General features: G+C 42.8%; 20 protein-coding genes. 6 read left to right on the forward strand and 14 right to left on the reverse strand.

Annotation, left to right across the window (positions count from 1 at the left end; translation table 11 throughout):
• The first annotated feature begins 80 nt into the window (after window positions 1–80).
• A complete protein-coding gene (gene ytrH, locus J0K78_RS13810; protein ID WP_160916224.1) occupies window positions 81–413 on the forward strand; it encodes a sporulation membrane protein YtrH in 333 nt (110 codons plus the stop codon).
• On the forward strand, window positions 413–910 hold the full coding sequence (ytrI, locus tag J0K78_RS13815) for a sporulation membrane protein YtrI (RefSeq protein WP_206947587.1): 498 nt from the start codon (window positions 413–415) through the stop codon (window positions 908–910). The genes ytrH and ytrI overlap by 1 nt, the downstream gene beginning before the upstream one ends.
• Window positions 911–924: 14 nt before the next feature.
• Here the strand turns inward: ytrI and J0K78_RS13820 are convergent, their stop codons facing one another.
• Complete coding sequence (locus J0K78_RS13820; protein ID WP_206947588.1) at window positions 925–1,884, reverse strand: DHH family phosphoesterase; 960 nt, start codon at window positions 1,882–1,884, stop codon at window positions 925–927.
• Window positions 1,885–2,003: 119 nt separating this feature from the next.
• On the opposite strand from J0K78_RS13820, the gene J0K78_RS13825 reads away from it, so the two are divergent.
• On the forward strand, window positions 2,004–2,306 hold the full coding sequence (locus J0K78_RS13825; protein WP_160916230.1) for a YtpI family protein: 303 nt from the start codon (window positions 2,004–2,006) through the stop codon (window positions 2,304–2,306).
• Window positions 2,307–2,342: 36 nt separating this feature from the next.
• Here the strand turns inward: J0K78_RS13825 and J0K78_RS13830 are convergent, their stop codons facing one another.
• From J0K78_RS13830 to J0K78_RS13860, 7 genes are all read right to left on the reverse strand, one after another.
• Window positions 2,343–3,656 (reverse strand): DRTGG domain-containing protein, encoded by a 1,314-nt coding sequence (locus J0K78_RS13830; RefSeq protein ID WP_206947589.1) that lies wholly within the window; start codon window positions 3,654–3,656, stop codon window positions 2,343–2,345.
• 147 nt (window positions 3,657–3,803) lie between these two features.
• Window positions 3,804–4,484, reverse strand: a complete 681-nt coding sequence (locus J0K78_RS13835) for a metal-dependent hydrolase (protein ID WP_206947590.1) — start codon at window positions 4,482–4,484, stop codon at window positions 3,804–3,806.
• Between the two features lie 29 nt (window positions 4,485–4,513).
• On the reverse strand, window positions 4,514–6,061 hold the full coding sequence (locus J0K78_RS13840; RefSeq protein ID WP_206947591.1) for a polyamine aminopropyltransferase: 1,548 nt from the start codon (window positions 6,059–6,061) through the stop codon (window positions 4,514–4,516).
• 84 nt (window positions 6,062–6,145) lie between these two features.
• Window positions 6,146–6,541 (reverse strand): DUF350 domain-containing protein, encoded by a 396-nt coding sequence (locus tag J0K78_RS13845; RefSeq protein WP_160916238.1) that lies wholly within the window; start codon window positions 6,539–6,541, stop codon window positions 6,146–6,148.
• Window positions 6,542–6,555: 14 nt separating this feature from the next.
• Window positions 6,556–7,224, reverse strand: coding sequence for a DUF4247 domain-containing protein (locus J0K78_RS13850; protein ID WP_206947592.1), 669 nt, complete (start codon window positions 7,222–7,224; stop codon window positions 6,556–6,558).
• Between the two features lie 156 nt (window positions 7,225–7,380).
• The gene (locus J0K78_RS13855; protein ID WP_160916242.1) at window positions 7,381–8,052 is read right to left on the reverse strand and encodes a PspA/IM30 family protein; all 672 of its coding nucleotides are present in this window, start codon (window positions 8,050–8,052) and stop codon (window positions 7,381–7,383) included.
• A gap of 12 nt (window positions 8,053–8,064) precedes the next feature.
• Window positions 8,065–8,577, reverse strand: coding sequence for a DUF4178 domain-containing protein (locus tag J0K78_RS13860; RefSeq protein WP_206947593.1), 513 nt, complete (start codon window positions 8,575–8,577; stop codon window positions 8,065–8,067).
• A 222-nt stretch (window positions 8,578–8,799) separates the two neighbouring features.
• Between J0K78_RS13860 and J0K78_RS13865 the strand changes: the two genes are divergently transcribed.
• The gene (locus tag J0K78_RS13865) at window positions 8,800–9,768 is read left to right on the forward strand and encodes a bile acid:sodium symporter family protein (protein WP_206947594.1); all 969 of its coding nucleotides are present in this window, start codon (window positions 8,800–8,802) and stop codon (window positions 9,766–9,768) included.
• Between the two features lie 801 nt (window positions 9,769–10,569).
• On the opposite strand, the gene ald is transcribed toward J0K78_RS13865, so the two are convergent.
• Together ald and J0K78_RS13875 are read right to left on the reverse strand one after the other, a co-directional pair.
• Window positions 10,570–11,682: an alanine dehydrogenase gene (gene ald / locus J0K78_RS13870; RefSeq protein WP_206947595.1), complete on the reverse strand. Its 1,113-nt coding sequence runs from the start codon at window positions 11,680–11,682 to the stop codon at window positions 10,570–10,572.
• 152 nt (window positions 11,683–11,834) lie between these two features.
• Entirely contained in the window at window positions 11,835–12,593 is a 759-nt protein-coding gene (locus J0K78_RS13875) for an SDR family oxidoreductase (protein ID WP_206947596.1), read from the reverse strand.
• 86 nt (window positions 12,594–12,679) lie between these two features.
• Here J0K78_RS13875 and J0K78_RS13880 point away from each other — a divergent pair, with 86 nt between their 5' ends.
• Window positions 12,680–14,008 (forward strand): purine-cytosine permease family protein, encoded by a 1,329-nt coding sequence (locus tag J0K78_RS13880; RefSeq protein ID WP_242517885.1) that lies wholly within the window; start codon window positions 12,680–12,682, stop codon window positions 14,006–14,008.
• A 252-nt stretch (window positions 14,009–14,260) separates the two neighbouring features.
• A complete protein-coding gene (locus J0K78_RS13885; protein ID WP_206947598.1) occupies window positions 14,261–14,725 on the forward strand; it encodes a universal stress protein in 465 nt (154 codons plus the stop codon).
• Window positions 14,726–14,747: 22 nt separating this feature from the next.
• Here the strand turns inward: J0K78_RS13885 and J0K78_RS13890 are convergent, their stop codons facing one another.
• The 4 genes from J0K78_RS13890 to J0K78_RS13905 form a co-directional block, all read right to left on the reverse strand.
• A complete protein-coding gene (locus J0K78_RS13890) occupies window positions 14,748–15,260 on the reverse strand; it encodes a MogA/MoaB family molybdenum cofactor biosynthesis protein (protein WP_206947599.1) in 513 nt (170 codons plus the stop codon).
• Window positions 15,261–16,094 carry an EcsC family protein gene (locus tag J0K78_RS13895; protein ID WP_206947600.1) on the reverse strand — a complete coding sequence of 278 codons (834 nt, stop codon included), beginning with the start codon at window positions 16,092–16,094 and terminating at the stop codon, window positions 15,261–15,263.
• A gap of 96 nt (window positions 16,095–16,190) precedes the next feature.
• The gene (locus J0K78_RS13900; protein ID WP_160916260.1) at window positions 16,191–17,381 is read right to left on the reverse strand and encodes an acetate kinase; all 1,191 of its coding nucleotides are present in this window, start codon (window positions 17,379–17,381) and stop codon (window positions 16,191–16,193) included.
• A 123-nt stretch (window positions 17,382–17,504) separates the two neighbouring features.
• Window positions 17,505–18,497, reverse strand: coding sequence for a class I SAM-dependent methyltransferase (locus J0K78_RS13905; RefSeq protein ID WP_206947601.1), 993 nt, complete (start codon window positions 18,495–18,497; stop codon window positions 17,505–17,507).
• Window positions 18,498–18,643 lie beyond the last annotated feature (146 nt).

Consider the following 18,643-nt stretch of genomic DNA (forward strand, 5'->3'; position numbering starts at 1 on the left):
AAGCCTTCTGCATAAAGAGAGGGCTGTAAGAATAATGGTTAGGTAAGAGACTATTTTCAGACAGCGAAAAGAGGGACAAGATGGAAGATCGTTTAGTCATATCCATGATCCAATGCTTCTTTATCGCGTTCGGGGTAATTGTCGGCGGGACCATTATCGGAAGTATAGGAAGTTTTTTGACAGGGGAAGCCGCTTTGACATCCATGTTCCGGATCGCAAAAGGGCTGAGGATTTGGGCCATTGTCGCAGCCATCGGCGGAACATTCGATGCCATAAGCAATTTCGAAAAAGGAATCTTTGATGGTTCCACTTTTGATATCTTCAAGCAGGTGATGATCATTGTCGCTGCCATGGGTGGAGTGAAAACAGCGCTGCTTCTTTTTGAATGGTTATTGGGTGATGAGGTGATATAGTGCACTTTCCTGCCTACCATAAAAACAAGGAATGGAGACGTTTCTTTGCAGGTCTTGTATTAGGAGCAATTATTGGTTATTCCTTTTTCATTTACGTTCATGGTCAACTGCAACAAAAATACACAGAAGAACATATTGAAATGACAGCCCAACTAAGTGAATGGGAAGCTAAATATGAAACACTCCTGAACAATCAGGATCAAGGGTCAAAAGGCAAGCCCATGAGTGTCAAAGAAATAAGCGTGGTGTTTACAAATGCCAAAAAACTGGAGATCGATCTGTTGACCCAGCATCAGCTGAATGCTTTGGTCAAAGATCAACTGGTGACTGTATCGGGTAAAGATATCTCTATCGTTGCTGATCAAGTGGACCTCATCATCTCTACGATTGAAAACAAAAACTATGTGGTCGATGATTTCACTTATGAGTTGAAGGTGACGAGATTAATTGTCTCTGAAACCATGAATTTGCACCTCGAAATCAAATTGAAACGATAAAAAGCAGAGCAGGCTTAGTCCGCCTGCTCTTTTTTGTACTTCATACATACGGCTTCAAGTTCTTTTGCGATTTCAGCTGTTTCGTCCCATGAAGAAGCAGAAGCACCTGAAGCCATCGGGTGACCTCCTCCATTATGGTTAGCTGCAATTCCATTAATCACTGGACCTTTCGAACGTAACCGGACACGGATGGTATCTTCTTCCTCCACGAAAAATGCCCATGCAAGCATACCTTCTATATCTCCCAGCAAACCTACGAGCTGACTCGTTTCTGACGGTGAAACGTTAAACTGATCCAACGTTTTGCGATCCAGACGGATGGTCGAATAGCCAGCATCATGAACGGTGAAATTTTGTAAAACATACCCTTTTAACTTGGCGACATGAACAGGCGTCTTATACATTTCGTTGTATAATGATGGTCGATCGAACTCAAAATTCACAAGGTCAGCTGCATAAGAGAGCGTCTGTTTCGTCGTACTTGGAAAGAGGAACCGCCCCGTATCTCCTACAATTCCTGCATAGAGAAGTCGAGCGGCCTCATCAGTAAGGATCAACCCTTCTCCTACAAATTCAGCGTACAATTGATAGATCATTTCTGAAGTGGAGCTTGCTGTTGTATCCACCCACTGGATATCCCCATACGCATCTACTTCGGGGTGGTGATCGATTTTCACTAAAAGATCTCCCTGGTCATAGCGCTGATCATCAATACGAGCCTGGTTCGCAGTATCGCATACGATTGTAAGAGATCCTTTAAAAACTTCATCAGGTACTTCATTCATCGTTGCCAGAAATTCCAGGGAAGGTTCAGATGTACCTGTGATAAACACTTGTTTTTGCGGAAAAGTGGCTTTAATCAATGTTGCTAAACCAGCCTGTGATCCATAGGCATCCGGATCTGGACGCACATGACGATGGATGATGATCACTTCGTAATCTTTAATCGCTTTTATAATGGCCTTCTTATTCATAAAAAGGTCCTCCTCTTTTGTGTTCCGTGTCAATTAATCATAGAATTCTCTGTACAGGTAGCCTTTTCCGTTGAAACAAGCTACAATAAAAGGGAAAATTAAACGCAGGAGTCGATCAAATGATTATTTTCCCGATCCTTATATTAGTCTCTTTTGTGCTCTACATTTACTACAAGGTCATGATTATTCGTTCCAATGATCCACTTACTCAAGAATACTTAAATAGTAAATCCAAGCTTTTCCTTGGAAGTTTCATTTTCTTCTTTGGAATTAACCAGTATGTATTCTATCAAACGAAACTTTCACTTTTTGTAGGCCTTGTATTCATTGCTCTTGGTATTTTCCAAGCTCGTTTGGGATGGAAAGCAAGCAAACACTACCAGGCAGAGTTTCAAAAACACCGGACAAGCCCTCAATCATGAATTCTAAGAAAAGTCGCTGTTGTTCAGCGACTTTTTTTATCGGTCGATGAGCTGAGCCATAAGAAGAGCTTTCCCAACAATTGATTTCTCATGGTGAACCTCGATATCTACTTTGGCAAATTTCCTACCGACCTCCAAAATTTGCGGACGCACTTCTATATCACTTTCGATTTGAACAGGTTTAATAAAATAGACAGAAATGTTTTCTACAACAAGATCGCCCTTTTTATACTTTCTTAATAACCGACTTGAGGCTTCTGTGATTAACGAAATAAAAACACCATAAGACATTGTTCCAAGTGGGTTCGTCATTTGGGGAGTTACTTTCGTCTGCCACACAGGGTTTGAGTCGTCTTCTGTAATAACCTCCATGCGATTTGTCGCCAGATCATCTATCGTTTCGCCTACCTGAGGCTGCCTCTGGATATGCTGCAAGGCTTTTAACACATCCTGACGGGAAATGATCCCTTGCAGTTTATGTGAAGGATCGACAACGGGCATTAGCTCAATCCCTTCCCAAACCATGACATGGGCAGCGTTTGCAAGGGAGGTTTTGGCATGAACAGTCATCGGGTTTCGAGTCATGACTTTTTCAATCCTTGCCTCCTTATCTTTTCCAATTACATCTCTTGATGTAACGATGCCGACTACACGATTCTGCTGATCTACAACCGGATAGCGGCTATGGCCTGTGGCTGCATTAAATTCATGCCATCTGGCAACGGCATCCGATGCTTGCAGAAACTTTGAATCTTCATAAGAAGTATAGATATCATCGACAAGCACAATTTCTTTTTTAATTAATTGATCATAAATCGCTCGATTGATCATCGTTGCGACGGTAAAAGTATCATAACTGGTAGAGATGACGGGGAGCTTCTTCTCGTCAGCCAGCTTTTTGACCGTCTCACTTGTATCGAAACCACCCGTAATTAAAACGGCAGCTCCCTCTTTAACAGCAAGCTCATGCGCATTTGTCCGGTTTCCCACAATAAGAAGAGAACCCGCTTCTGTATACCGCATCATCGCTTCAAGCTTCATCGCACCTATGACAAATTTACTTAGAGTTTTATAAAGACCTTCTCGTCCACCAAGTACTTGACCATCAACGACATTCACAATTTCAGCAAATGTTAATTTTTCTATGTTTTCTTTTTTCTTCTTTTCAATTCGGATGGTACCGACCCGTTCCATGGTGCTGACAAGGTCTTGATTCTCCGCTTCTTTGATAGCCCTGTAGGCTGTACCTTCACTGACATTCAATGCTTTCGCTATTCTTCTGACAGATATTTTACTGCCGACCGACAGGGATTCTATATGTTCAAGAATCTGTTCATGTTTTGTTGCCATACGCCCACCAATCTTTCTAACTGTACTAATCCAATCTCGTATAATTGTTATTATACAGTTGATACAGATGATCCGCAATTTCTTCCTGAAGTTTCAGAAAAAGCCGTTTGTCATAGAAGTAGACAAACGGCTTTGAATATTCTGGTCTTATAGCTCGATGGATTCTCCCGGCTTTAAAGCCTTTCCTTTACCTGGTTTCACTTCATGAGCAAAGGCATCCCCATCCTGGGCAATTAAATCAAAGGTGTTGTAGTGAACAGGCACAACCTGTTTCGCTTGAATCCACTCAGCAGCCACCAGCGCATCAGATGGACCCATCGTGAAATTGTCCCCAATAGGGAGGAAAGCAAGATCGATTTCGTTCCGTTCCCCTATCATTTTCATATCAGAGAACAATCCGGTATCTCCGGCATGGTAAATGGTCTTTCCATCAATCGTTAGTAAAATTCCTGTTGGCATCCCTGTGTACACGATCGTTCCATCTTCTTCTTGATAAGAAGAACCATGAAAGGCCTGGGTGAATTTCACATGTCCAAAGTCGAATTCATGACCTCCACCGATATACATAGGGTGAGCGTTAAGCCCCTTATTTCCAAGGTAAGTAGCTAACTCGAACGGAGCGATGACTTGAGCATCATTTCTTTTTGCAATTTCAAATGTATCCCCAACGTGATCGTTGTGACCATGAGTAAGCAGAATCACATCTGCTTTTACTTGTTCAGCATCGAGATCTGTATTCCCGTTTTCTGAAATAAAAGGATCAAAAAGAATCGTCTTTCCATTGGCTTCAACCTTCACAACGGCATGACCATGATAAGAAACTTTCATCCATAACACTCCTTTTAAACATTACTTATTTAGTAATTACGCCAAGCTTTTTCATACTTCTGAATAAGATGTGGGTTGATGAGAGTATTGGGTTCCAACTTGACCACTTGGCCTTCTCCATTCAAGATTTCCCCATCTTCATCTTTTCCAAACACTGTCATAGATTGAAAAACTTCCTCTGTTAGAAATTCCGTTTCTACAGTAAATTGGACCTCTTCGACCGCCAATGGTTCTCGTGAGGCCATAATGAACCCCCAATTACCGAAGCTCGGAACATCGACGTGGAAATTTTCGGTGTAAAGCCCTGTAGAGGCTACCGTTTCATTAATCGTCCAGTATACTTCTGTCGCAAAAAGAGGACTTGTCGCCTGAATCATTGCTGCCCCTCCGGGGGACAGATGGTTTCTCACTAAAGAATAAAACTCCCGTGTATAGAGTTTATTCAGGCTTTCGTTATTCGGATCTGGGAGGTCAATAATAATGACATCATACATTTGATCAGCAGTCTCCAAAAACTCGAAAGCGTCTTTATTTAATACGTTAACTCTCGGGTCATCTAGCGCACCCTTATTTACTTGCAGTAGATGGAAATTGGACCGAGCAAGGTTTGTAACAGCAGGGTCAAGGTCAACGAGCGTAATCCCTTTGATCCCCTGATACTTCAACAACTCATTAGCCGCAATCCCATCCCCCCCTCCAAGGATAAGTACATGTTCATGTTTTTCAGAAAAAGCGACAGGAGGGTGAACAAGTGTTTCATGGTAGCGGTGTTCGTCTGTTGAACTGAACTGTAATGATCCGTTTAAAAAAAGACGTGTGTCTCCCTGCTCCTTTGTAAGTACGATCCGTTGATAAGCACTCTCTTCCATATGAATAATCGGATCTTTATACAGCTTCTGTTCGAACGAGAAGGCCATTTCTTCACCGAAGAACAACCCGCCAATAAGAAGGACGCCGATGATAATGGCTCCTGTCAAATGAATAGAGAAATTCTTAATTTCAGAGCGGAATAGATACAAGACTAAAACAGCAACAGCCAAGTTGATACATGCCACAAAGAAGGCGCTTTTCACCATACCCATTTGAGGCCGGAGATAGAAAGCAAACAGCAAACCACCAATCAATCCACCTGCATAGTCAGAAAACAATACTCTCGCCGTGCTCCTGTTGAGCTCTACACCTATTTCATTTGCCTTTCTGATAAGAATAGGCAGCTCAAGACCGGTCAGTGCACCAATGGTGAATGTGACTAAGTATAAGAACAGAGCATCCGTTCCCGCAGGAGCAAATGCTGTCATACCAAACATCGTGAAACTTGAGAAGCCTCCAATTAAAGCCACCATGAATTCAATCCAAATGAAGGTGACAATCAGCTGCTTCATCACTCTTTCACTTACACTCGCACCAATCCCCATCCCGGTAAGGAACAGGCTGATCGTCAATGTGTACTGCTTCACACCATCACCGAGAATGTAAGACCCGAGCGCACCAAATAAAACTTCGAAAATAATACCACATATGGAAACAATGCCTGAGGCCCAGTATATAAAATGACTTTTTCTAATATTCGCTTCCACTTTGTTCACTCCACTTAAACTTGAATGTTAAAAAGCCACTATGAGAATGGTTCATAGTGGCTTCTCTCAGCTATTCCAAGGGCGTTATGTAATCGACGCACCAATAACGAAGGCCAAACCGATTGATACCCCCATCGTAATGATTCCTACCGCTGTATTATTTTCCTTTAACTTCGTTTCTACAGAAAACTTACGTGTGAATAGTTCAAATAATAGGTAGGCAATCATTTGAAGGACAACTCCGTACGCCCCCCATATCAACGTATCCCATACAGTGAAACTATGATAGATTGCAAATGAGAGGACAATACAGATGCCGATAATTTTCCCTGCGATCGACATGGCAACAGCCTGGTTGCCTTGCTTTACCTCTTCCCAATCCTTATACTGCCTTGTTAACCATTCGAAAATAACCAATCCAATTACAACAATCACAACCGCCATTACAAAATAGCCTAACGTAGCCAAAAATGGTTCCATCTTGATAACCTCCTTTATTTTCCTGTACCTGGTCCTCCACCACGATTTGATGACCCTCTCATAGAAGTGGTTCCACCTGAGTTATAATTCCCGTACATCCCATATCCACCATAACAGTTCCCAGTTTGCTGGCAATTCGCTCTACGACGCTCATACCAGTCATTAGACCCCAAAGAACGGTTAAGAATAGATCCTAAAAATAAACCACTAAAAAAGCCGGGAGAGTAATGATTTCTTACAAAATCATCAGATGCAAGTTCAATCGTAATGACCCCGGGTTCCTCCGTACTTTCCTGAAGGATAACAAAATGATCAGGATATATGAGCGCCTGTTTATTTTCCTGCCTTTCACTTATTTCTTCTGGAGGAATAGCTGAGGTCAAAGAATCTGAGACCTCAGTTAACGTCAATTGTTTTGTCATATAAATCCTTGAGATGCCCTGCTCGGATCGGACTGTATCCAATAAAGGGAAATGATTCTGAATCAGTGATTCGATATCATTGGTCCCTGAATTTTCTAATCCATTTAGTATCTCTGAACGGTCAGGTTCTGAAGGGAGTTCACCATATGTATCTTCTGTATAAGACCCCGACATTCCTCTTTGGTCATTTCCACCGAATACATTGAACAACAAGAAAAAGGCAATGATTCCGACGACTATGATCCCTGCATAATCTTTCAACACACATCCTCCTTTCACATAACAATCGCTCAGGTCACACTGAGCGTAAAGCGATGTCTCTATTGAGGCAATCCATCCAAGACTCGAAATATACTATATTTCCAGCCCTTAAAACGTGCCTGACCACTTGGCCAGGCACGAGTGTTGGACCAGAGATTACTCTTTGTTCATCTTTTTCTTCAGTGCTTCCAACTCATTATCCACACTATCTTTATTATCCAGGTCTTCAAATTCATCGTCCAAGGAACGGCTCTCTGAAGACATATCCTCACTTGTTTCAGCTTCTGCTTCATAGTGCATAACTTTTTCTTCCATACGTTCAAAACCTTGTCTTGACTGATCCCCACCAATGTTTGACATGGTGCGATTCATCTTCGTGCGCGTTTTCGCAGACTCGGCACGTGCCTTCAAGGAATCTTTCTTTAACTTCATTTCCTGATATTCCTTCTTCATTTCATCCAGCTTTTGACGAAGGTTATTCGCATCCTGCTGAGCACGCTCCCAGGAAGCCTTGAATTGATCCGCTTGATCCTGATGGTTCTTCTTATCTTCCAAAGCACGACGGGCTAAATCTTCATTCCCTGCCTCAATCGCTTTTTCTGCTTGCTGCATGCGCTTATCTACAAGAGCCTGAGAGTCATCGTATTTTCGTTTCAACATTTTTTCATTAGCAATCTGCTTGGCTACCGCACTTTCAGCTTCACGAATATCATTCTCCATATCACGCATGAATTGATCCAGCATTTTCACAGGGTCTTCTGCTTTATCCAACATGGCGTTCAACTCTGAACCTACGACTGTTTTTACACGATTAAAAAATTTAAACATTTTTCTTCCTCCTTATTTTGAACCTGCCAGGATTTTAATTTCATATGCTTCAATATCAAAACCTACACTGGCTTCTACTTCACTGCCCCAAGATTCAAGGCTGAGATACGTTTCTTCATCTTCCGAAATATACTCCGCATATCGGGAGGTACGTCCATTAATGTTTGTACTTCTCCCTTCTCCTGTTACGCGCGCTTCTCCTTCTTCATCTTTAAAGAAGTTTTGGCCCTCATATTCGAGTTTTTCAGGGAAGGGCAGGGATACAGGGAGTTTGACTGTCTCATACACGCCTAGTTCCAGCTCATCATCCATTTCTGCTGCCAGCCACTTTGTTTGATTCCCTTCCAATAGCTGATAAGAAAACCATTCATAACCACCGTCACGATAAGTAATCTTACCGACTACTTCGTAATCCACAAGATCGTATGTGACAATGTCCCCGACTTGGATATTTAAAGGGGTTCGCTCTTTCACTTCTGGTGTCTGCTTCTCATTTTTTGAAAACAATCTAGAAAAGAAACCCAAATCTTCACCTCTCCTTCAAGTATGACCCTGTGTACCTGTATGTACGTGTGATGTTCTTAAAAGGTTTCACTTTTTCTTTTTATTTTACGCAGGATCTACAAGAATCTCAAATCCTGGGCCATTTCTTGCTTTTTTTCATTTTTTTCTGACCTATCATCCTTTGTTTTTTCTGAAAAGAGCGTATAATCAGAAAATATATTTTTACATAAGGAGTTGAATCATATGAAAACATTAGAAAAAGTAAGTCAATTTGCAGGCAGCACTTTCGCGGTCTGGGTCCTCGTTTTCGCGGCCTTATCTTTTTTTATCCCAGGAGGATTTACATGGATCGCCCCTTATATTGTTCCCCTATTAGGAATTATCATGTTCGGGATGGGGTTGACTCTATCTAAACAAGACTTTCAGGAGGTTTTCAAACGGCCAAAAGATGTGGCGGTCGGTGTAGGAGCCCAGTTTACACTTATGCCTCTTCTCGCTTTCCTATTAGTGACGATCCTTCCCGTTTCACCAGAAGTAGCGGTCGGTGTCATTCTTGTAGGATGTTGTCCAGGTGGGACTTCTTCCAATGTTATGACTTACCTTTCAAAGGGCGACACAGCTCTGTCCGTTTCTGTTACAGCCGTATCTACTCTGCTTGCTCCTCTTTTCACCCCGTTCCTGGTGTGGGTGTTTGCAAGCCAGTGGCTCCCGGTTTCAGCAGGAGACCTTTTTGTCTCTATCGTTAAAGTCGTTCTTGTACCGATTGTTTTAGGTCTGATCGTTCAATCCATCTTCAAGAAAAAAGTGCAGGCAACCGTCAAGGTCCTGCCACTTGTATCGGTAATTAGTATCGTAGCCATCGTTGCTGCAGTCGTAAGTGTCAATCAATATCAGATCGCAGAGACAGGGGCCGTCATCTTCGCAATCGTTGTCGTCCATAACCTGCTCGGTTACCTAACTGGCTATGGTTTAGGGAAGTTGTTCAACATGGAGCCTGCAAAACAACGAGCGATTTCCATTGAGGTTGGTATGCAAAACTCTGGTCTTGGGGCATCTCTCGCGGCTGTTCATTTTAACCCGCTCGCTGCCGTACCCAGTGCCATTTTCAGTGTTTGGCACAACATTTCAGGACCTATCATTGCAACCATCTTTAGAAAACAAAAAGGTGCTGACAAAGAAGATACTAACCAGAATCATATTAAATCCGCTTAAAGAAATCCCTGAGGAATCAACAATGCAACTAAAACTCCCTATACTTGAAGAATCAGTTTCGAGATGTTTCTGGGTTCGTTGCCTGGGTTAAGCGTCAGGGGTGGCTGGGAAGCAACTCACTTTCCTGTGGGGGAGCGCCGAGCTTCCTCGGACTGCGTCCTGCGGGATCTCGCCTATCTCCTTCTCCCACGGGAGTCTCGCAGCTTCCCAACCACTCCATTTCATATGAGGAGTGAAACGAACCTCTATACCGAGAGAGTGTGTCTATTACTCCTCTCTCCTAAGTAGGCATAAAGCTCTCTATCTCAAGCTTTTAGTTCTGGTGGGAAGATTTATAAGATTATTTCGCTTCATCATTCAAGTTGATTTTTTAGAAGTGGTTTCAAGAATTATCCTTGGTAAAGGGGCGAAGGGGAATGGCGAGACTCCTATTTTAAGTGTGCAGGCGCTTCGATCAGCGGCGTATGGACTGGACTGAGCTGGCGGAGATAAAGGAAACACGAAGAACGAAGTGATTCGATGTTGACTTATCGTACAGAAGCGAGGGAAGTCTCACTAGCCGCTAGGCGCCGGAAGCGGATATCTAGGAGGAAAAGAGTGCTAGGTGAGACCCCGGAAGGCGTCAGCCTGAGGAGGCTCATTGCGCTCCCGCGGAAAGCGAGTCATTCCCTGCAGCCCCATCCACTCAACAAAAGTCTCAAAACTGAGTTTTCAAGAAACCTGCCATATTGTGTAGGAAGAAGGGGTGAGGAATATGAAAAAGCGTGGACATAAAGTCCGCGCTTTTTAAAAGATGACTGATTAAAAAAGTTGCTTGGCCTCTGTGAACTCAAGACCTTGCGCTTCTGCCACCGCTTTGTAGGTCACATGACCATTCAGCGTGTTCAGACCTTTATAAAGCGCATCGTTTTCCTTACAAGCCCTTACATAGCCCTTATTCGCTAACTGAAGAGCGTAAGGAACCGTTACATTCGTTAACCCGATTGTGGACGTCCTGGGAACAGCTCCCGGCATGTTCGCTACTGCATAATGAAGCACGCCATGTTTTTCATAAGTGGGATCATCATGAGTGGTAATTCGATCAGTGGTTTCAAAAATGCCCCCCTGATCAATGGCTACATCTACAATGACGGAGCCTTCTTTCATAGATTTGACCATATCTTCTGTAACAAGGCTTGGAGCTTTAGCTCCAGGAATAAGGACAGCTCCAATGACAAGATCAGACTCTTCCAAGGCCTCTTGAATATTAAGCGGGTTTGACATCAAGGTGTTGATATCAGAACCAAAAATATCATCAAGCTGGCGCAAGCGTTCAGGGTTGAGGTCAATAATGGTGACATCCGCTCCTAGTCCCATAGCGATTTTAGCAGCATTTGTTCCTACAACTCCACCACCGATAACAGTGACTCTCCCGCGCCTTACACCAGGGATGCCTCCTAACAGGATCCCTTTTCCACCTTTGGATTTCTCAAGGTATTGTGCACCGATTTGGGAAGCCATTCTTCCAGCTACTTCACTCATCGGTGTTAAAAGTGGTAATGATCCGTTCGGTAATTGGACGGTCTCATATGCAATTGAAATCACTTTCTTATTCACGAGAGCCTTCGTCAATTCAGATTCCGGCGCTAAGTGTAAATAAGTAAATAGGATTAAACCTTCATAAAAATAGTCATACTCTTCCGGAACCGGTTCCTTCACTTTCATGACCATTTCCTGACTCCATGCTTTCTGAGCGGACTCAACGATTGTAGCACCCGCTTCCCTGTATTGATCATCGGTGAATCCTGAACCTAATCCTGCATGGGTTTCTACAAACACTTCATGTCCTGCGTTGGTTAAGCTGACCACACCTGCAGGGGTCATTGCTATACGATTCTCATTATTTTTGACTTCTTTTGGTACTCCTATTTTCACCGCAACCCAGCCTCCTTGTTCCACATATGATTAATACTTCCTCTTTTTGCGCTTATCATACAAGTCAATCAAAGATTTAAGAAAGCCCTTTCATTGTACCAAATCTTTTACCCGTGATGAAGGTACTCTGAAATTTAGCCCTTCCCCTGTCTTTACCGATGCCTGTGAATAACGTCTAATCCACCGGTGACTTCATAGATCGTACCCGTAATCATATCCGAATCTTCATGACATAAAAAGTCGATGGTCCGTGCTACATCTTCCCCTGTTCCCGGCCTCCCGATCGGGGTTTCTTCATCCTTGCTTTTTCTACTCACCTCTATACAGGCTTCCTTCCACTCTCCTGTTATGTTTCCCGGACATATCATATTTGATGTGATGCCATATTCTGCTTCTTCATAAGCAATGGTTTTAGTCAGGGATACAAGGCCAACTTTTGCTGCTGCGAAAGCAGAACGATAGATCCACCCGGAAGCAGATTGCGCTCCCTGAAATCCATAATTAATGATCCTTCCGAAATTTTGCTTTCTCATATGAGGAACAGTAGCTTTCATCAGATAAAACACAGCGTCCAGATTTCCTCGAATCATCGAATTCCATTCCTCTTCTGTATAGTCCATCAGTTTTTTACGTTCAAAAATATATGGTCCAGCATTGTTAATCAAATAATCTACTCTTCCAAAGCGCTTTATTGTATTTTCGGTAAGACGATGAATATCCTCTTTGACTGTCACGTCAGCCTGTATAATTTGTATTCTGTCATGATCCTTTGGAAAATCATCCAATAAAGAGAGGGCTTTAGCTTCGTCGTTTTTATATGTAACGGTAATGGAATGATTCTGGTTAAGCATGTGCTCAGCTACTTTCCTGCCCAGCCCCTTGGTGCCGGCTGTAATCAGAGCATGTCTCATTTTTTAAACCTCCTTAAGATTCTATTTTCATTTACACTTGTGTGACCTTTCTGTACAATGATTGGGTCAGAAAGGACGTGAATGTTTTGAAAGCTGCTCCACGGAAACGTGTAATCGAACAATATGGTTTAGAAGCTGTCCCCGCCGAGAAACGGGATACACCCTGGTACCGCTTTGCTTTCATTCAGATTGCCATCGCAGCCAATGCAGGTAACTTCCTCGTTCCCGCATTGGCTGTCTTGGAAGGTGGACTTTCCTTCTGGACAGGTGTCATCTCCACTAGTATCGGAGCAATTCTCGGCTTTTTACTTGTATCCTTTTTATCTTTACCTGGCGCAAGACTCGGCATCCCGGCCCAATATGCATTACGTACAATCCTTGGAGTGAATGGAACCCGCTTTTTATCCGCACCGATTCGAAGTCTCACTTCCCTTTATTGGTTCAGTGTACAAACCATCGGCGGTACATATGTCATCCAACAACTGATTTTACGTTTAACTGGTATAAATCTCCCGTTTTGGGTCTATTCAATTCCGTTGTCTATTCTCATGGTTACACTTGCGATTGTTGGTTTTAATGCGGTAAAAAAAGCGATGAGCTATTTTTTACCTTTATTGCTCGTTGGAGAGGCAACAATCTTGTATGTTTACTTTACTACAAATGTAACACCTGGTTCACTGATGATGCTTCAAAGTGGAGGCTTGGGAGGCTCCTCCCCCTCTATGTTATTTTTTGCAAGCCTTGCCTTTGTTCAATATGTATCAGGCGTCAGTGCATCAGCTGACATGACGAGGTACGCAAAGTCCCCTTCCCATGGATTTTACGGACTACTCATAGGAAATGGAATCGGATTTTTTATTACAGCCGTCATCGGATGTGCCTCCGCCTATCTTTTTCAGGATATCAACCCATATGTATCATCCACGGACTTGACGGATTCCCCGCTTCTTATAACAATCATTACAGCTACAGCCATCGTTTCTATGATCAGTATTAATGTCAGTAATGCTTATACAGGTGGATTCAGCCTTTTAAATACCTTTCCAAAACTCTCGAGAGTTCAAGCGGCCGTTGTTTTCGGCTCAGTAGGTGTGCTTCTTAGTGGTTTTCCCACCCTTGTAAATGAAGCGGAATCATTCATCTCTTTGCTTGGCGGGTTAATCATTCCAATCTCAGCTGTTATTTGCAGTGATTACCTGATAGTAAAAAGAATACATTTGGACGAAGAAGATCTGATCCTATTAACGAAGCCACGGTATGTGAACAGCTTGGCTATGGGAGTGATTATGGCAGGGAGCCTTCTTTATTTCCTTCTTCCTGAATCATGGTCTCCGGGATTCTTAACTTTCTTGGTGATCTTCATACTTTACCCATTTTTAAAAAAGAAAGATAAATCAAGTACCCCAACAGCATAAAGCTGTTGGGGCTTTGTATTAGCGTTTATCTTTTTTCTTACTTCCAGATTGGTAACTCTCATTCATGGACTGCATGAGTTGCTGATCCTGTTCCATTTCTTTTTCTCTTTCGATTGGATTTTTCGGTTTCTTCATGTGACCACCTCCCTGTTTACTTTTCGCAAAATTGTTATAATTATGCTTGATTCGTCCGTCTATCCATTAAACAGGCGTGATATAATAAAAATATAGAAATGAGAGGAGGCATCCAGCATGACTTTTGAATACAAAGATATTGTTGTGGCGGTCGATGGTTCTGTAACGGCAGAAGTGGCATTTAACAAGGCTATTGACATTGCGAACCGTAATGAGGCGAAGCTGGTTTTAGCTCACGTGGTGGACACCCGGGCCTTTGCGACCGTAGAAGCCTATGACCGTTCCCTAGCCATCCGGGCGGAACAATATGCGACCGAATTATTAAATGACTACCAGGAAAAAGCAGAAAAAGCCGGTGTGAAAAATGTAGTGGTTGACATTGAATACGGTTCTCCAAAAGTAAAAATTGCTAAAGATGTCGCTCCGAAATATAATGCCGATCTGATTATCTGTGGCGCAACCGGCTTGAATGCGATGGAACGTTTCTTTATCGGCAGTGTATCCGAACACATAACAAGATACGCTACCTGCGATGTACTTGTTGTTCGCCCTGATGACACAGAAGAAACCCAAGACAAATAAAAGAGCCCGGATGCGGGCTCTTTTATTTGTCTTTATTCAGTTCACCAATTATGTGTGGAAGTTCAGGAAGAATTAATCGATCCATCGCGAGTTTTACAGCACCAGAAGAACCCGGAGTAGAGAAAATAGCCGTTCGTCCGGATACTCCAGCGATAGCCCGCGATAAGATTGCCGCGGATCCAATATCCTCTTTGTAGCTAAGCATTCTGAAGATTTCTCCGAAACCTGGCATCTCTTTATCCAGTATTTTTTCTATCACTTCAATCGTTACATCTCGTTTGGCAACCCCTGTACCGCCGTTTATTAAAACGGCCTCGATTTTGGGATCATCCACGCCTCTCTTCACATAGTCATGAATTTGACTTTGTTCATCTTTTACAATATGGTATTCACCCACCGAGTGACCTTCTTTCGTCAGCGTATCGATCATCAGCTTACCACTTTTGTCCGTTTCTTCTGTACGTGTGTCGCTCACTGTGAGCACAAGGCAGGAAATCGAATTTCCTGCGCTTGCTTTATGTTCCTCTACGGCCAATTAAGATGCTCCTTCCTTGTTCATAAGGTGACGGTATTGATAAAACTTCATAGCGAATTCTGTCACTTGTTTTGTTAAATGATAATTCGAATAAGCCCCGATCGCAATGCTGATGAATGGTAGACCTTGAACAAGTTTTTTCCTGAACATGAGGATGAATAAGGATTTAAAGCACTGTTTCATCGGTTGTTCCATCCAACCTTCATCGGTCAATTGATCCTCCCCCGCAAAGATAAAAGGATGCTCTTTCATCTTCACTTCTTCGATCAACTCATTCCACGCACCCGCTTTTAGTCTTTTCGGCAAGGTAGCAGCATGAAAAACCTTGAGAGAAATCATCATTTCGTAAGGGTGGTTCATCTCATGACCAAAGGTTAATCCAATCAGCTGAATGGCTCTTAAATTCATTAACATCATCAAAGGATAATCCATCCCTAAGAAAAGCCACCCACCAGCCCCTGTCAAGCCGCCCTGTGCAAATGAATACAGGCGCCCCCGAGCCATCTGCTGTTCGGCTATGTAGGTCAACTGTTCAACGGTCAGCTCTGTCTCCATATCTTCAATTTTTTCAATCTGATCCGAAAAAATCCGTCCCACCGTTAGAATACGTTCTCTCGCCTCATATTGATAAGAGGTGCCTTGTAAAAAAGCATGGGTATGAAAAAACCAGGCATCTAATTTTGAGAAAAATGCTTTTTTCACTTGAGGATCCACATTCATTAAACTTTGTTGAACCCAATGATCATAAACCATTTCAAAATCATTCGGCTGATACTGTTGATATTGCTCTAACCATGTCTTTAATTCCGTACGTATGCGGTGGTGGTGTGACAAAGCGCTCCCTCCTCGTCTTTGTTCCTTACCATATATTGTAGACTGAAAGCTCAAAAAAAAGCAATTGCACCTAGGGTACAATTGCTTTTTTTCCTATTATAGTCCTTTTTCGACGGTGTCACGAGCAATCATGACTTCTTCGTTTGTAGGAATAATCATGACCTTCACAGGGGAGTGAGGATAGTTTACAAATGCTTCTTTTCCACGAACTTTGTTAAGGGCAGGGTCCCAGTACACGCCCATGAATTCAAGCCCTTTCAACACACGTTCACGCATCGTAACACTGTTTTCACCTACACCAGCTGTAAAGATAATTCCATCAATGCCGTGCATACGAGCAGCATAAGAACCGATATATTTATGAATACGTGCAGCAAACACTTCTAGAGCAAGCTCGGCACGCTCGTCCCCATTTTCTGCACGCTTTTCGATATCTCTCAAGTCACTGGAGAAACCAGAAAGCGCAAGCATACCACTTTCTTTGTTCAATACATTCATGACTTCATTCGCTGTTTTACCTGTCTTCTCCATGATGAATGGAATCAATGCAGGGTCGATGTTACCTGAACGCGTCCCCATTGTAACCCCAGCAAGTGGTGTGAAGCCCATAGATGTATCAATAGACTTGCCGCCTTCAATAGCTGCAATACTGGCGCCATTACCCAGGTGGCATGATAGAAGACGAAGCTCTTCCACTGGGCGTCCCAACATCTCAGCAGCACGCTCTGAGACATACTTGTGAGAAGTACCATGGAAACCATACTTCCGGATGCCATAGTCTTCATAATACTCATACGGCAGGCTGTACAGGTAAGACTGCTCAGGCATGGACTGGTGGAATGCAGTATCAAATACTGCTACGTGAGGTACATTCGGAAGCACTTCACGGAAAGCATTGATTCCAGTCAAGTTTGCAGGGTTATGCAATGGCGCCAAATCTGATACTTCCTCGATTTCTTGGATGACTTCATCCGTGATGAGTACAGATTCGCTGAAACGCTCGCCTCCGTGAACGACACGGTGACCGACACCATTGATCTCATCTAGAGAATCGATAATTCCATTCGCTGTCAACTTATCAAGAAGCATTTTTACAGCTTCTCCGTGATCAGGGATATCTGTTACAGTTTCATCTTTTTCATCATTTACTTCAATAGTAAATACCGCATCATTCAAGCCGATACGCTCGACTAGACCTTTGGTAATTACAGTTTCTTCAGGCATTTCAATCAATTGGAATTTCAGTGATGAACTACCTGCATTTATAGCAAGAATTTTATTACTCAACGTTGCTCATCCCCTTAAAATATAGGTTCGTAATTTTCTACCACTACTATTTAATCACCCGTCATCATCGATTTCAAGGTCACTGAGCTATGATAACGTTTACTTGTTATATTCGTTATTTTCTCACAATTGTGTGCTTTTATATTCTTCGAACCATTGGTTCATCTGTGTCAGGATATCCGCCATCCCATTCGGATTCTTAAAAGAAGGGAGTTTGGCCAACAATGCTTGTTTCGGAGCCTTCGTTCCCTGACCTTTCTTCTGTAAAAGCAAAATGCTCTTTCCATGCTTTTCATCTTTGAATAAGCTATCGGAAAGCTGCAGCATTCCAACGATATGAGCATGCTCACGTAAAAAAGCATTCAAAGCCTTAGACTGCTCACTCTCAAAAAGGAAGTTCGGGACAATGAACATAAGGAAGCCGCCTTCTTTTGTATAATTCAATCCCTGTTCTATAAACAGATGATGGGCATAGGATAAGCCTTCATCCGCTTTCAGTTTATACCTTGCCGCTTGAGCGTCATCAGGATAATAGCCTACAGGAAGGTCAGCCAGGACAAAATCGACAGGCTCCATTAAGAAAGGGGCCAGGCTGTCCTGATGGAAGAATTCAATTTCATTTTTTTGCAGGTTGGCATTCGCAACAGAAAGCTGGATAAGCGTTGGGTCAACTTCACTGGCATACGCTTGCAGCGACATATCCAGCTGGTTCATAACGGATGTCAATAGATTGCCGCTTCCCGACGCTGGATCGAAAAGTTTCAAGCTTTCTCTTCCTTCAAACAATTTGGAAGCCAGATACCCCATAAACATGGCAACAGAGTCTGGGGTGATGAGGTGTTGCTGCTGAGTAGCTCCTTTCATTCCTTTTAGAATGGCAAGCTGAACCGCTTTTCTTATTTCTTCTTTTTCGAACTCTTCTTTTTTCACTTTCAGCAGTTCGTTCGTGAGAAAGGTCTGCAAAGCATCTCCCATGTCGTCAAAGGGCTGTCCATTGAAGAGAACATCCATTGTTTCTGCAATTGCTTCTAAATAAGTGATATTCAAGTCTTCAGATATGACCGTTGAAGTATCATCGATCCATTGAAATAGTTTTTCCACTTGTTCCTGCTTCATAATCATTCTCCTTAAAATATAATCATGCTTTCATACCTGGTAAACTTCCTCGTACCAAATCAAAAGAAATTGACGCAGCTGTCTGTTTAACTCAAACATGATGCGCCAACCTTCGTTTACGTTTTCATCTATATCCACCATATCGA

Origin of the sequence: Halobacillus sp. GSS1, from assembly GCF_017307035.1 — a bacterium.
Lineage (GTDB): Bacteria > Bacillota > Bacilli > Bacillales > Halobacillaceae > Halobacillus > Halobacillus litoralis.